Genomic DNA, 13,666 nt, shown 5'->3' with positions numbered 1-13,666 from the left:
AGGCGTAGGTCATGCAGACTGATCTGATAGCTCATCTGACCCTTGCAGCACCGGAGGTTCTCCTTGCTGTAGGCGCCTTGGCACTGCTCATGATTGGCGTGTTCTCCGGCGAACGGGCGACCACGCTCGTCAACGGATTATCCGTCGCGGTGCTTATTGCGGCGCTGGCACTGGTTGTCCTTTTCCCGACGAACGGCGCCGCATTCGGCGGTGCCATCGTCATTGACAGCTTCAGCCGCTTCATGAAGGTGCTGACGCTGATCGGCTCCATCGTGACGCTGATCATGTCGGTTGGCTTCGCCAAGGCAGAGAAGTTCGACAAGTTCGAATTCCCGGTCCTGATCGTGATTTCCACGCTCGGCATGCTGCTGATGGTTTCAGCCTCCAACATGCTGTCGCTTTATCTCGGTCTCGAACTGCAATCGCTGGCGCTTTACGTTCTGGCAGCGTTCAACCGCGATAGCGTCCGTTCGACGGAAGCTGGCCTGAAATACTTCGTTCTCGGTTCGCTTTCCTCGGGCATGCTGCTTTACGGTATTTCGCTCGTCTACGGTTACACCGGCCATATCGGCTTTACCGAAATCGCCCAGGCCGTCTCCGGCGGTCAGCGTGAACTCGGTCTGGTGTTCGGTCTCGTCTTCATTCTGGCCGGTCTGGCATTCAAGATTTCTGCCGTTCCGTTCCACATGTGGACGCCGGACGTCTATGAAGGCGCACCGACCCCGGTAACGGCATTCTTTGCCGCCGCTCCGAAGATGGCCGCCATGGCGCTCATCATCCGCGTCGTCTCGGAAGCCTTTGCTCCGGTCACCCATGACTGGCAGCAGGTCGTGATCTTCATCGCGCTTGCTTCGATGATCCTCGGCGCCTTCGCCGCTATCGGCCAGCGCAACATCAAGCGCCTGATGGCTTATTCCTCGATCAGCCATATGGGTTATGCGCTCGTTGGTCTGGCCGCCGGAACGGTGATCGGCGTCAAGGGTGTGATGATCTACATGGCAATCTACCTCGCCATGACGCTCGGCACCTTCGCGTTCATTCTCGCAATGCGCACCAAGGACGGCAATGTGGAGAGCATTGAGGATCTGGCTGGTCTTTCCCGCACCAATCCGGTGCTGGCAACGATCATGACCATCTTCCTGTTCTCGCTCGCCGGTATCCCGCCGCTCGCTGGCTTCTTCGGCAAGTGGTACACCTTCCTTGCTGCCGTTGAAGCGGGTCTCTATCCGCTTGCCATCATCGGTATCGTGGCTTCGGTCGTGGGCGCGTTCTATTACCTGCGCATGATCAAGATCATGTGGTTCGATGAGCCGACGGGTGGTTTCGTTCCGGTCGCAGGCGAGCTTCGTCTCGTTCTCGGCGTAACGGGTGCCTTCGTGCTCTTCTACGTCTTCGTTGCTGGCCCGATCGGCGGATTTGCCGAAGCCGCAGCCAAGACGTTTTTCTAAAGCATGTCTCCCAAAAGTGGGAACCGCCTTCGCGGGGAAATCAGTTCACTGGACTGATTTCTGGTCCCGCTACGATAGGATGAAGACATGCGTAGGAATATAATGAGAGAGCAAAAGGCGGAAGCATAAATGAGTTTTGCGCTTTCGCCTGTTGCGGCAAATGAGGGCTACCGTCTCGAAGCTTTCGAGACGGTAGGTTCCACCAATGCGGTTGCTCTGGAACGGGCAGCCAGCGGTGATCCGGGCAAGCTCTGGCTTGTTACGAAGAGACAGGAAAGCGGTCGCGGAAGACGCGGCCGTGCCTGGTCTACGCCGGAAGGCAATCTTGCCTCCACGCTGCTTCTTGTTGAATCCTATGAAATGAAAATGGCGGCAACGCTTGGTTTTGTTGCCGGTCTGTCGCTCGCCGATGCACTTGATGCGGTGTTCGCAGCCACAGGGCCTGCCGTGCCGCCGACAATCGGCCTCAAATGGCCGAACGATGTCCTGCTCAATGGCGCCAAACTCACCGGCATCCTGCTGGAGTCTTCTATTCTGGCGAAGAATTTGTTCGCCGTTGCCATCGGTATCGGGACCAATGTGGTCGCCTTTCCCGATGATCTGCCTTATGCAGCAACGTCGTTGCAAGCTCTTGGCAGCAAATGCGACGCCGAGACATTGTTTGCAGCCCTGTCGGATGCATGGTCGGTCAATTATCGCGTCTGGAATGAAGGGCGTGGACTTGATGACATTCGCAAGCGCTGGCTGCAGCGCGCGCATGGCCTTGGCCAGCACGTTACCATGCAGGTTGAAGGCCGCATTGTCGAAGGTCGTTTTGAGACAATCGATGAGGCATGCCGTTTTGTTATTCGTGAAGATGAAGGTTCGCGGGTTGCAGTAACGGCTGGCGATGTCTATTTCGGAACTGCTGCCACAATACGCAGATAATTGCTTTGTTTTGTCTTACTAGTGGATTGAATTTGACGTTTGATACCTGTCCGATATAAATCTCGTTTCAAACGTCAAAATCGAAAAATCCACTAGATTCATAAAGTTACTAGTGGTCTTTTTGCTTCCGACAGTTGCTCAGCGCTCCTATCCGAGGGATGCAAATGTCGGAATCAGATCACTAGGGTTGCAACTGGACAACTTTAGGTCCAGTTGATGCCGCAAGGCGGGATTAATCACAGAGGAAATTTCATGGCCCGATCCAATACTACTGAACTCGTCTTTCTGCCGCTTGGCGGCGTAGGCGAAATCGGCATGAATTTGGCTATGTACGGCTTTGGTCCAGCGGATAACCGTGAATGGCTGGTCGTGGATATGGGCGTGAGCTTTGCGGGGCCTGAACAGCCGGGCGCCGATCTTATCCTGCCGGATATCCGCTATCTTGAAGCTGAAAAGCATAATCTGCGCGGTATCGTCATCACCCATGCGCATGAAGACCATTTCGGTGCTTTGCTCGATCTGTGGCCGCGCCTGAAGGTTCCGGTCTATGCGACGCCGTTCACTGCCGGTCTGCTCGAAGCCAAGCGGCAGTCGGAGGACGGCGCGCCCGAGATTCCGATCACGATCTACAAGGCAGGCGAGAAATTCGAAGTCGGCCCGTTCAAGGTCGAGGCTGTCGCGGTAACGCACTCTATTCCCGAGCCGGTTTCTCTGGCTATCACGACGCCGCTCGGCACGGTCGTGCACACGGGTGACTGGAAGATGGACCCGGAACCGTCGCTTGGACCGGTTATCGACGAGGCTCGTTTCCGTGCTATCGGTGATGCAGGCGTTCTGGCGCTGATCTGCGACTCCACCAATGCTTTGCGCGAAGGCGAGTCTCCTTCCGAACGTCAGGTGGGCGAGAGCCTGCGCGAGTTGATTGAAAATGCGCGTGGCCGCGTGGCCATCACCACTTTCTCTTCCAATGTCGGTCGTATCCGGTCGATTACGGAAGCAGCACGCGATGCAGGCCGTCAGGTGCTGGTGGTCGGTCGTTCGATGAAACGCGCCATCTCGGTTGCAACCGAACTTGGCTATATGGAAGGCTTGCCGGAATATCTCAGCGAAGAGGATTACGGCTATATTCCACGCGAAAACGTGGTGATGATCCTCACCGGAAGCCAGGGCGAACCGCGCGCGGCACTCGCCAAGCTGGCACGTGACGAAATGCGCAGCCTCGCGCTGACGGCGGGCGATACGGTCATCTACTCATCGCGCGCCATTCCGGGCAATGAAAAGTCCATTCTCGACATCAAGAACCGCCTGATCGATCGCGGCATCAAGATCATTGGTGATGAGGATGCACTGGTCCATGTCTCGGGCCATCCACGGCGCAGCGAATTGCGTCGCATGTATTCCTGGGTTCGCCCGCAAATTCTGGTGCCGGTGCACGGCGAAGCCGCCCATCTGGTTGCTCAAGGCTCGCTTGGCGCGATGGAAGGCATCGAGCAGGTCGCGCAGGTGCGTGATGGCGACATGCTGCGTCTGGCGCCCGGCAAGGCCGAGATTATCGATGAAGCGCCGGTTGGCCGCATCTACAAGGACGGCAAGCTGATCGGTGACGAGGAAGAAATCGGCATGGTCGAGCGCCGCAAGCTTGCCTATGTCGGTCATGTCGCCGTTTCGGTGCTGCTGGACCGTGAACACAAGATCATCGATGAGCCCGATCTCGTAACTTTCGGCGTGCCGGAAGAAAACGCGCAGGGCGACCTGTTGGAAGACATTCTGCTGGATGCGGCCATCGAGGCCATCGACAGCATTCCGCGCGTTCGCCGCAAGGATATCGAGATCGTTCGGGAATCCGTTCGCCGTGCAGTTCGCGCTGCGGCAAATGAGGCATGGGGCAAAAAGCCGGTAGTGACCGTATTCGTGAATAGGATACGGTAGTCATACGGATTGCAGAATGACCGGCATGGGAGGTGCTGATGCTCGAACGCTTGAACCACGTGGCGATTGCCGTTCCAGATATTGATGCCGCGGCAGCGCTTTATCGCGGCAAGCTCGGTGCGAATGTCACCGAGCCGCAGGCCTTGCCCGAACATGGCGTAACCGTGGTTTTCATCGACGTCGGCAACACCAAGATCGAATTGCTGGAGCCATTGGGCGAGGGCTCTCCCATTGCGGCATTTCTGGAAAAGAACCCCTCCGGCGGGATGCATCATCTCTGTTACGAGGTTGCGGACATTATTGCCGCTCGTGATCGCCTCAAGGCGGAAGGTGCGCGTATCCTCGGGGATGGCGAGCCGAAGACCGGCGCCCACGGCAAGCCGGTTCTGTTCCTGCATCCCAAGGATTTCAACGGCACGCTGATCGAACTGGAAGAGGTGTAATCATGTCGCTGGTTTCAGGAATCGCGATCTATTTCATCATCTGGTGGACGACGCTGTTTGCTCTCTTGCCTGTCGGCTTGCGCACGCAGGCCGAAGAAAATGAAGTGACTCTGGGCACAGTGGCCAGCGCTCCGGCCAAGCCGCGTATCGGCCGGGCATTTCTGCGGACAACTATCGTCGCAACGCTCATCTTCCTGCTCTATTATTATATGACGCAGATCAGCGGTTTCGGCCTCGACGATATTCCGCATTTCTTCCCGGATCTGACCTGAAATTTCAGGTTCAGTTCAATGTGAATTTTGAGGCTGCCTAAAAAATAGGCAGCCTTTCTTTTGTACAAAGAAAAGTGGACATGCCTATCATGGGTTGTGCCAGATATTGAGCCAATTCGGGTAACGTATTGAATTCCCGACACGGCACAACCCGGCGTCATTTGTGACAGTGATGCCTTTGCGTATGCAATGTTCTTCATATAAATCGATTTATACTTAAACGAAATTTAATACTTGGATGCGCAGAGGGCACTGCGATAAATCCCACAAAATCAATGTGTTATTGCAGCCTATAAAATAGCGGAAATGCGGAAAGCACGAGGGTTCTGCAAGTGCAAAAAAAAAGCAAGGCTTTCGCCTTGCTAATCAAATACGCGTTCGATCCGTTTCCATTTGACTGGCGGCTGCGAAAGTCGCGCCTGGATCCATCCTCCCAAGACTTTGACCGCGTGAAACCAACGGTTTTATTCCGTTGTTGCTCTTATGATGAAAAAAATAGCGAACTGCACAGCTTTTGTCACGAAAAATCTTCTGTGGCGTCATATTTCTTTCGCAAATTTTCCTCAGTGAGAGTGATATATCTGTAATATATTGAAATTGAATGTGAATCTGGAGGCCGTATTTCGCACCTCTGGTTCTTTCGGCGGGCCATTATGGTTGTGGATGGGGAAATCCGCTGCCGTGAAAGCTTTTCCAGGCGGGTTTCCAACCGGTGTATAACCCGGTAAGAAACCGACGAATATGCTTAATTTTTGCCTGATTCTTGAAGCACTCAGGCAGTCCCTCTTGATTGGTGGTTACGATGCGTCTGTCGCGGTATTTTTTGCCTATTCTGAAGGAAAACCCCAAGGAGGCGGAAATCGTCTCCCACAGGCTGATGCTGCGTTCGGGCATGATCCGTCAACAGTCAGCCGGCATCTATGCCTGGCTGCCGCTCGGTCTCAAGGTTCTCAACAAGGTTTGCGATATCATTCGCGAAGAGCAGAACCGCGCGGGCGCCAATGAAATCCTGATGCCGACCATCCAGTCCGCCGATCTGTGGCGCGAAAGCGGTCGCTACGATGCCTATGGCAAGGAAATGTTGCGCATTCAGGACCGTCAGGAGCGCGATATGCTCTTCGGCCCGACCAATGAGGAAATGGTCACCGACATTTTCCGCTCCTATGTGCGCTCCTACAAGGACCTGCCGCTCAATCTCTATCACATCCAGTGGAAGTTCCGCGACGAAGTGCGCCCGCGTTTCGGCGTGATGCGTTCGCGTGAGTTCCTGATGAAGGACGCCTATTCGTTCGACCTCGACTATGAGGGCGCGAAAATGGCTTACTACCGCATGTTCGTGTCTTATCTGCGTACTTTCGCCCGCGTTGGGTTGCAGGCGATCCCGATGCGCGCCGATACGGGACCGATTGGCGGTGACCTCAGCCACGAATTCATCATTCTGGCCGAAACCGGCGAAAGCCAGGTTTTCTGCGACAAGGCCTATCTTGATCTCGCCGTGCCGGGCGCGGACACCGATTTCCGCAACGATGCGCAACTGACCGATATCGTCAATCGCTGGACGACGCCTTATGCGGCGACCGACGAAATGCATGACGAGGCCGACTGGGCCAAGGTGAAGCCGGAAGATCAGGTTTCGGCACGCGGCATCGAAGTGGGCCACATCTTCCATTTCGGCACGAAATATTCCGAACCGATGGGCGCGAAAGTGCAGGGCCCGGATGGCAAGGAACATCTGGTGTCGATGGGTTCCTACGGCATCGGTCCGTCGCGCCTCGTCGCGGCTGCCATCGAAGCCTTCCACGATGACGCAGGCATCATCTGGCCGAAGGCCATCGCGCCGTTCGGTGCCGGTATCGTCAACATGAAGCCGGGCGACGAAGGCTGCGACGCTGTAAGCGAGAAGATCTACGAAGCGCTGACCAATGCAGGCGTCGATCCTCTGCTCGATGACACGGATGACCGTCCGGGTGCAAAGTTTGCCACGATGGACCTGATCGGCCTGCCGACGCAGGTGATCGTTGGCCCGCGTGGCGTCGCTGCCGGTGAAGTCGAAATCAAGGATCGCAAGACCGGCGAACGCCAGAACCTGAGCGTTGAAGCTGCGATCAACCTGTTGACGGCAGAAGCATGAGCAACGCGGCGGCAGCAAAATCCGAGGATCAGGCAAAGGCAGCCCAAAAGGCACCGAAGTCAGGTCCATTCTCGGCTTTCGAACGGATGATCGCATGGCGATATCTGCGAGCGCGCCGCCGCGAGACTTTTATCTCGGTCATTGCCGGGTTTTCTTTCACCGGCATCATGCTGGGCGTGGCGACCCTCATCATCGTCATGGCGGTGATGAACGGCTTCCGTGCCGAGCTTCTTTCGCGAATTCTGGGCATTAACGGCCATCTCATCATGCAGCCGATTGATCGTCCTCTGGATGATTATGCCAGCCTTATCAAGCGGATCGACGGTATTTCCGGCATCAAGTTCGCCATCCCCGTGGTGGAAGGGCAGGCGCTTGTTCAGGGGAATATCGGCGCTGGAACAGGTGCATTGGTGCGCGGTCTTCGTGAAGAGGATCTCGACAAGCTCAAGCTCGTTTCCGGTAATATTCGTCAGGGTACACTGAAGGGCTTCGATCAGGGCGGCGGCGTCGCCATCGGAACCCGTATGGCGGAAAATCTCGGCCTTTCCATTGGCGATACGCTGCGGGTGATTTCGCCGGATGGCGATGTGACCCCGTTTGGCGTCAATCCGCGCGTGAAGGCCTATCCGATTGTCGCGATCTTCGAGATCGGCATGTCGGAATATGACTCATCAATTGTCATGATGCCGCTTTCCGAGGCGCAGCTCTTCTTCAATCAGGAAGGCAAGGTGCAATCGCTGGAAATCTTTGTCGATAATCCCGACAAGGTGGATGCGATGCGCGCGCCCGTGGAAGAGGCAGCGGGACGCCAGCTCTCGCTTGTCGACTGGCGCCAGCGTAACCAGACTTTCTTCTCGGCGCTGGAAGTCGAGCGCAATGTCATGTTCATGATCCTGACGCTGATCGTGCTCGTTGCGGCGCTGAACATCATTTCCGGCCTCATCATGCTGGTGAAGGACAAGGGGCACGATATTGCGATCCTGCGAACCATGGGGGCCACCCGTGGCGCGGTGATGCGCATATTCCTGATGACGGGCGCCGCCATCGGCGTCACCGGCACGGTGGCTGGTGTCGTTCTGGGCGTTGTCGTCTGCCTCAATGTCGAGCGCCTGCGGGAGTTCTTCTCGTGGCTCTCGGGAACCACGCTCTTCAATCCGGAACTTTACTTCCTGAGCCAGTTGCCTGCGAAGATGGACCCCGGTGAAACCATCTCCGTTATCGTCATGGCTCTGGTGCTTTCATTCATCGCCACCATTTTTCCAGCCTGGCGCGCTGCCAAGCTCGATCCGGTTGAAGCATTGAGGTACGAATAAATGGCGGCTGAAATCATCATGCGGCTGGAGCGTGTCGGCCGCGCCTATAAGGAAGCCGACCGCGAACTGGTCATTCTGAAAGATGCCGATTTCACGCTCCGCCGTGGCGAAATGGTTGCGCTTGTTGCGCCATCGGGCGCGGGTAAGTCGACATTGCTGCACACGGCGGGCCTGCTGGAACGCCCCGATAACGGCGAGGTTTTCCTTGACGGACGCGCCTGCAGCAAATTGTCCGATGACGAGCGCACGGCTGTGCGCCGCAACGATGTCGGTTTCGTCTATCAGTTCCACCATCTCCTGCCGGAATTTTCCGCGCTGGAGAATGTGATGATGCCGCAGATGATCCGCGGCCTGCCCAGGAAAGCCGCAGCAGAGCGTGCACAGCAGCTTCTTGAATATATGAAGATCGGCAAGCGCGCTTCGCATCGCCCATCGGAACTTTCCGGCGGCGAGCAACAGCGCGTCGCGATTGCCCGCGCTGTTGCCAACGCGCCGCTTGTTCTTCTGGCGGACGAGCCGACCGGCAACCTCGATCCGACGACATCATCTTATGTCTTCGGCGCTCTGGAAGCGCTCGTGCGTCAGTCGGGGCTTGCGGCCCTGATCGCGACGCACAATCATGAACTTGCCCGCCGGATGGACCGGCGCGTCACGCTGAAGGATGGCAAGGTCGTCGACCTGTAAGCCTTCCAGGTCATAGTAGCACCTTATCCTGAGGAGCCGCCAAAGGCGGCGTCTCGAAGGGCGAGACGCAGTTCCGCTGCCTGCGCGTTCCGGTCTGCTAACAGGACTGGCGCTCCCCCAATTTGTTCTGACGCGCGTTTGATCGGGCGGTATAGTCCTGTGGGACTATATTCCCGTACAAGTGTCTTGGCGTCCGGGGTGGTCTTGTAAGCGCTCCCAGCACCTTATCCTGAGGAGCTGCCAAAGGCGGCGTCTCGAAGGGCAAGGTGCGTCTCTGCCTGAACATGGCGCTTTCGTTCCCCGCTCAAGCAGCCAACCTCTACGGTTGTATATTCACCATTCGTAAACCCTAAAATGAATGCTGCGTCAGAACGGGTGTTGACTTTGGAACAAAAATAGAACAAAAAATAAACATACGTGAACACAGAGGAGTTTCCAACATGACCGATCTCGTCCACGACGTTCTGTCTTTCATTTCGGTAAGCCTGTTCATTGCAACTTTCGCCATCTGGGTGAGTGCGATCTGAAGGAGATAGTGCATGTCTCCCAAAAGTGGGAACCAGTTTTGGGGCAAAGACATGCGTGAAGAGATAGAGCATCTCCGATGATTTCGGAAAAACTGGAGATGCTCTGGCCGGTTCCTGTGAACCCGCTACAAGGTGGCGATAGTCTTACTGGACATCGCCATATCATTCCCCGAAACTGATGCTATCAGGCGACAGAGTCGCCAGCCGCGTTGAACCATGTGTGGTTCATCCTGCAAGCAATGTGCTATCAGGCGGCTACTGCATCGGCCCGAAGATCTGAATCGGTTTTCGGAAAGCGCGATGCGTGGATTTAGAGCGCCGGATGTATGTCCATCCGGGCGGCTCGGCAGATGATCGGGGTCGATGGAATGAGTGATGCAGCAGCAGGCAATGCAGCAAAAGACGGTGCTTTGACGCCACGTTTTGTGCATCTGCGGGTACACTCGGCCTATTCCTTGCTGGAAGGCGCATTGCCGCTCGGCAAGATCATCAAACAGGCGATTGCCGATGAGGCGCCGGCCATCGCGGTTACCGACACCAACAATCTGTTTGGTGCGCTCGAATTTGCGCAGAAGGCATCGAAAGATGGTCTGCAACCTATCATCGGTTGTCAGGTCGATATTGCCTTTGGCGATCACAGTGATAATGGCCGCAGCGTCAATCGCCGGGTCGCGCTGGACCTTGCTCCAATCGTGCTGCTCGCGGCAACGGAAGAGGGCTATGCGAATATTGTGCGGCTCGTCAGCCGCGCCTTTATGGATACGCCCGCGGGCGATCCAGTGCATATCGACGCGAGCTGGCTCCCGCCATTGTCGAAAGACGTCATTATTCTTTCCGGCGGCGCACTGGGGCCAATCGGCCGTGCTTTTGCCGCCGACCGCCCTGATAGGGCAGAGACGCGACTTGCGTTCCTGCGGGAAACCTTTGGTGACCGGCTTTATGTCGAGTTGCAGCGCCAGGCAGGTTACGACCGTGCGCTGGAAGCCAAGACGGTTGCGCTTGCCTATGAGATGGATCTGCCTCTGGTGGCCACCAATGAGGCTTTCTTTCTCAAGGCGGAAGATTTCGAAGCTCACGATGCGCTTCTTGCCATTGCGGAAGGCCAGATTCTTTCAAACGATGACCGCCGCCGTCTGACGCCGGACCATCATCTGAAAAGCCGTGCGGAAATGACGGCACTCTTTGCCGACTTGCCGGAAGCGCTCGACAACACGGTCGAAATTGCGGAGCGCTGCAGTTGGTACACGCAGACCCGTGCGCCGATCCTGCCACGGTTTACTGGTGAATCCGATGATCCGGAAGCCGCCGTTCAGGAAGAAGCTGATGAGCTTGCCCGGCAGGCGCGCGAAGGCCTGAAGATGCGCCTGGAGACCATCGGTCTCGCAGAAGGCTACACGACAGAACAATATGCCGAACGCCTCGAATATGAGATCGGCATCATCACCCGCATGAAATTCCCGGGTTACTTCCTGATCGTTGCCGACTTTATCAAATGGGCCAAAGCCCATGGCATTCCGGTCGGGCCGGGCCGTGGCTCGGGTGCCGGTTCGCTTGTCGCTTATGCGCTGACGATTACCGACGTCGATCCTTTGCGATTCTCACTGCTTTTCGAACGCTTCCTCAACCCGGATCGCGTTTCGATGCCCGACTTTGATATCGATTTCTGTCAGGACCGCCGTGAAGAGGTGATCCGCTATGTGCAGGGAAAGTACGGACGCGATCAGGTAGCCCAGATCATCACGTTCGGAACACTGCAGGCGCGTGCCGTATTGCGCGATGTCGGTCGCGTTCTGGAAATGCCTTACGGGCAGGTTGATCGTCTCTGCAAGCTGGTGCCGCAGAACCCGGCCAATCCGGTATCACTGGCGCAGGCCATCGAAACCGAGCCGAAGATCAATGAGGAGCGCGAGAAGGAGCCGGTGGTCGGACGGCTGCTCGATATGGCGCTCAAGCTCGAAGGGCTTTACCGCCACGCCTCGACCCATGCCGCCGGTATCGTGATCGGTGACCGTCCGCTGTCGGAACTGGTCCCCATGTATCGCGATCCGCGTTCCGACATGCCGGTTACGCAGTTCAACATGAAATGGGTCGAGCAGGCGGGACTGGTCAAGTTCGACTTTCTTGGTCTCAAGACGCTGACCGTTCTTGAAACGGCGGTCAAACTTGTGGCGCGCAAAGGCATTGACATCGATCTGTCCCATGTGCCGCTCGATGATGAACTGACCTATGAAATGCTGTCGCGCGGCGAAACGGTTGGCGTGTTCCAGGTGGAAAGTGCCGGTATGCGCAAGGCGCTGCTCGGCATGCGTCCGGACCGGATCGAAGATATTATTGCGCTTGTCGCGCTCTATCGTCCTGGTCCGATGGAGAACATCCCGACCTATAATGCGCGCAAGAATGGTGAGGAGGAGATCGCCTCCATTCACCCGAAGATCGATCACCTGATCAAGGAAACGCAGGGCGTTATCGTCTATCAGGAACAGGTGATGCAGATCGCGCAGGTGCTTTCCGGCTATTCGCTCGGTGAAGCTGACCTTTTGCGCCGCGCCATGGGCAAGAAGATCCGCGAGGAAATGGACAAGCAGCGTGTCCGCTTCGTGGATGGCGCAATTGAGGGCGGTGTCGACAAGGCACAGGCCAACATGATCTTCGACCTGCTGGCGAAGTTCGCTGACTACGGCTTCAACAAGTCGCACGCTGCCGCTTATGCCATCGTGTCCTATCAGACAGCCTATATGAAGGCGCATTATCCGGTTGAGTTCATCGCCGCGTCGATGACCTACGATATGTCGAACACCGACAAGCTCAACGATTTCCGCCGCGAGGCGAACCGTCTGGGCATTGAGGTCGTGCCGCCTTCGGTGATGACTTCCTTCCGTCCGTTTGAAGTCGGCGAAAAGCAGATTTTCTATTCGCTTGCCGCCATCAAGGGCGTTGGCGAAGCCGCAGTCGATCATATTGTCGATGTGCGTGCCGAGAAACCTTTTGAAAGCCTTGAGGATTTTTGCGAGCGGGTCGATCCGCGTATCGTCAACCGGCGCGTGCTGGAAAGTCTCATCAATGCCGGGGCGATGGATTGTTTCGGTCGTGAGCGCCCAGCCATGAGTGCAGGCATGGACCGCATCATGGGCTTTGCCCAGCGCACGCAGGAAAATGCCGCAAGCGGCCAGTCCGATATTTTCGGCCTGTCAGGCGCGCCGAAGGAAACGCTTATCCTGCCGCAGGCCGCTCCCTGGCTGCCATCGGAAATGCTGCACCGCGAGTTTCAGGCGGTTGGCTTCTATCTGTCGGCCCATCCTCTTGATGAATATCGTGATGTGCTGAACCGCATGCGTGTTCAAAGCTGGGCGGATTTTTCCGCAGCCGTGAAACGTGGCGCCAATGCCGGTCGTCTGGCGGGCACCGTGACTGCCCGTCAGGAGCGCAAGACCCGCACCGGCAACAAGATGGGCATTGTGCAATTGTCCGATGCCAGCGGCCAGTTCGAAGCGGTGCTGTTTTCCGAAGGGCTTGCGCAATATCGCGATCTTCTGGAGAGCGGCAAGTCGGTGGTAATCACGGTTCAGGCGGAAAATCGCCCCGAAGGTATCGGCTTGCGCATCCAGACGGTGCAGTCCCTGGAAGACGAAGCCTGCCGTATGCAGAAGGCGTTGCGACTTTATCTGCGCTCCGCTGATGCGGTTCGTCATATCGCTCCGCATTTCAACACGCGCGGCGATGGGCAGGTGAGTCTCATCGTCATCAAGGATAACGGCCAGCGTGAAGTCGAGATCGAGCTGCCGCATCGCTATCGCGTCAGTCCGCAAATCGCCAGCGCCATGAAAGCCATTCAGGGCGTCGTGGACGTAGAACTGGTTTGAGTGAGAGCGCATCCCGAAAAGTGTGAAACGGTTTTCGGAAAGGATGCGCGTTCTAATTAAGGCAAAGCGGGGGCTGGCCTGTTTCGCGGTCTTTTTGTGCGAAAAGCCGGTGGTGATGCGCGTATTTCACCA

General features: G+C 56.7%; 9 protein-coding genes. All 9 read left to right on the top strand.

Annotated elements, in window-relative coordinates; translation table 11 throughout:
* Positions 1 to 11: 11 nt before the first annotated feature.
* The 9 genes from nuoN (at position 12) to dnaE (ending at position 13,534) form a co-directional block, all read left to right on the top strand.
* Entirely contained in the window at positions 12 to 1,448 is a 1,437-nt protein-coding gene (nuoN, locus tag F9K91_RS10875) for an NADH-quinone oxidoreductase subunit NuoN (RefSeq protein WP_151554672.1), read from the top strand.
* A gap of 129 nt (positions 1,449 to 1,577) precedes the next feature.
* Positions 1,578 to 2,375 carry a biotin--[acetyl-CoA-carboxylase] ligase gene (locus F9K91_RS10870; RefSeq protein WP_151554671.1) on the top strand — a complete coding sequence of 266 codons (798 nt, stop codon included), beginning with the start codon at positions 1,578 to 1,580 and terminating at the stop codon, positions 2,373 to 2,375.
* 252 nt (positions 2,376 to 2,627) lie between these two features.
* Complete coding sequence (locus tag F9K91_RS10865) at positions 2,628 to 4,304, top strand: ribonuclease J (RefSeq protein WP_151554670.1); 1,677 nt, start codon at positions 2,628 to 2,630, stop codon at positions 4,302 to 4,304.
* Between the two features lie 38 nt (positions 4,305 to 4,342).
* Positions 4,343 to 4,747: a methylmalonyl-CoA epimerase gene (gene mce, locus F9K91_RS10860; RefSeq protein WP_151554669.1), complete on the top strand. Its 405-nt coding sequence runs from the start codon at positions 4,343 to 4,345 to the stop codon at positions 4,745 to 4,747.
* A 2-nt stretch (positions 4,748 to 4,749) separates the two neighbouring features.
* Positions 4,750 to 5,019, top strand: a complete 270-nt coding sequence (locus F9K91_RS10855) for a DUF1467 family protein (RefSeq protein ID WP_061345442.1) — start codon at positions 4,750 to 4,752, stop codon at positions 5,017 to 5,019.
* An 802-nt stretch (positions 5,020 to 5,821) separates the two neighbouring features.
* Positions 5,822 to 7,150 carry a proline--tRNA ligase gene (gene proS / locus F9K91_RS10845; protein ID WP_061345441.1) on the top strand — a complete coding sequence of 443 codons (1,329 nt, stop codon included), beginning with the start codon at positions 5,822 to 5,824 and terminating at the stop codon, positions 7,148 to 7,150.
* A complete protein-coding gene (locus tag F9K91_RS10840) occupies positions 7,147 to 8,463 on the top strand; it encodes a lipoprotein-releasing ABC transporter permease subunit (protein WP_151554668.1) in 1,317 nt (438 codons plus the stop codon). Before proS ends, F9K91_RS10840 begins: the two co-directional genes overlap by 4 nt.
* Positions 8,464 to 9,147 (top strand): ABC transporter ATP-binding protein, encoded by a 684-nt coding sequence (locus F9K91_RS10835; protein WP_061345439.1) that lies wholly within the window; start codon positions 8,464 to 8,466, stop codon positions 9,145 to 9,147.
* Positions 9,148 to 10,042: 895 nt separating this feature from the next.
* Positions 10,043 to 13,534 carry a DNA polymerase III subunit alpha gene (gene dnaE, locus F9K91_RS10830; protein ID WP_151554667.1) on the top strand — a complete coding sequence of 1,164 codons (3,492 nt, stop codon included), beginning with the start codon at positions 10,043 to 10,045 and terminating at the stop codon, positions 13,532 to 13,534.
* The last annotated feature ends 132 nt before the right edge of the window (positions 13,535 to 13,666 follow it).

The organism is Brucella tritici (assembly GCF_008932295.1).
Taxonomy (GTDB): Bacteria; Pseudomonadota; Alphaproteobacteria; order Rhizobiales; family Rhizobiaceae; genus Brucella; species Brucella tritici.
Note: the sequence above shows the minus strand (reverse complement) of the source record. Positions and strands in the feature narration are given on the sequence as shown.